The organism is Rhodococcus sp. T7, from assembly GCF_009872365.1.
In the GTDB taxonomy this organism is placed as follows: Bacteria; Actinomycetota; Actinomycetes; order Mycobacteriales; family Mycobacteriaceae; genus Rhodococcus_F.
Genome location: NZ_WXYH01000210.1, coordinates 1 through 1,606, shown reverse-complemented (window position 1 = coordinate 1,606; position 1,606 = coordinate 1). Strand labels below are relative to the sequence as shown.

Genomic DNA, 1,606 nt, shown 5'->3' with positions numbered 1-1,606 from the left:
ATGTTCACCTTGACCGATGACGAGCGGGCGATCAGTGACACGGCCCGTGATTTCGCGGCCGAGCATCTGGCGCCGCATGCTGTGGAGTGGGATCAGACCAAGCATTTCCCGGTGGATGTGCTGCGCAAGGCGGCGTCGCTGGGGATGGGCGGGATCTACGTCCGCGAGGACGTGGGCGGCTCGGAGCTGACCCGCGTCGATGCGGCCCGGATCTTCGAGCAGTTGGCGAAGGGCTGCCCGTCGATCGCCGCCTACATTTCCATCCACAACATGGTCACCTGGATGATCGACAAGTTCGGCACCGACGAGCAGCGGCACACCTGGGTGCCGGGACTGTGTTCGATGGATCAGCTGGGCAGCTACTGCCTCACCGAACCCGGCGCCGGCTCCGATGCGGCGGCGTTGAGCACCAAGGCGGTCCGCGACGGCGACGACTACGTGATCAACGGGGTCAAGCAGTTCATCTCCGGGGCCGGGACGTCGGAGGTGTATGTGGTGATGGCCCGCACCGGCGACAGCGGCCCGCGCGGGATTTCGGCGTTCATCGTGCCGAAGGATTCGGCGGGGCTGTCGTTCGGGCCGAACGAGGTGAAGATGGGCTGGAACGCCCAACCGACCCGGCAGGTGATCTTCGAGGACGTGCGGGTACCGGCGGCGAATCTGCTCGGTGCGGAGGGCGGCGGGTTCCGGATCGCGATGGCCGGCCTGAACGGGGGCCGGTTGAACATCGCCGCCTGCTCGGTCGGTGGGGCGCAGACCGCGTTGGACAAGGCCGTCGCCTATCTGGCGGACCGCAAGGCGTTCGGGGCGTCGTTGCTCGAGTCGCAGGCGTTGCAGTTCCAGCTCGCGGACATGCGCACCGAGTTGGAGGCGGCCCGGACCCTGCTGTGGCGGGCGGCGGCCGCGCTGGAGGAGGGTGCCCCGGACGTGGTGGAGTTGTGTGCGATGGCCAAACGGTTCGCCACCGACACCGGGTTCGAGGTCGCGAACAAGGCCCTGCAGCTGCACGGCGGGTACGGCTATCTTGCCGAGTACGGGATCGAGAAGATCGTCCGCGACCTGCGGGTGCATCAGATCCTCGAGGGCAGCAACGAGATCATGCGGGTGGTCATCGCCCGCAGCGTCATCACGGGACACGGGAAGCAGGGAGCGGCATGACAGACACGGTGGACGAGGTTCTGATCGAGAAGCGGGACGGGCTGGGCCGGATCGTGCTGAACCGGCCGAAGGCGATCAACGCCCTCAACCACACCATGGTGGCGCGGATCGCCCCGGCACTGGCGGAGTGGGCCGGGGACGAGGAGGTGCGGGCGGTGCTGATCACCGGCGCCGGGGAACGCGGCCTGTGCGCCGGCGGGGACATCGTCTCGATCTACCACGACGCCAAGGAGGGCGGCACCGGGTCGCGGGAGTTCTGGCGGGACGAGTACATCCTCAACGCGGCGATCGCGAACTACCCGAAGCCGTATGTGGCGATCATGGACGGCATCGTGATGGGCGGTGGGGTCGGGGTGTCGGCGCACGGCAGTGTGCGGATCGTGACCGAGCGGTCGATGATCGGGATGCCCGAGACCGGGATCGGGTTCGTTCCCGACGTCGGCGGCAC

General features: G+C 67.9%; 2 protein-coding genes. Both read left to right on the top strand.

Annotation, left to right across the window (positions count from 1 at the left end; genetic code table 11):
* Complete coding sequence (locus tag MLGJGCBP_RS19900) at positions 1 to 1,158, top strand: isobutyryl-CoA dehydrogenase (protein ID WP_160097679.1); 1,158 nt, start codon at positions 1 to 3, stop codon at positions 1,156 to 1,158.
* A partial coding sequence (locus tag MLGJGCBP_RS19895) for an enoyl-CoA hydratase/isomerase family protein (protein ID WP_201453133.1) occupies positions 1,155 to 1,606 on the top strand: 452 nt, incomplete at its 3' end. The genes MLGJGCBP_RS19900 and MLGJGCBP_RS19895, both read left to right, overlap by 4 nt.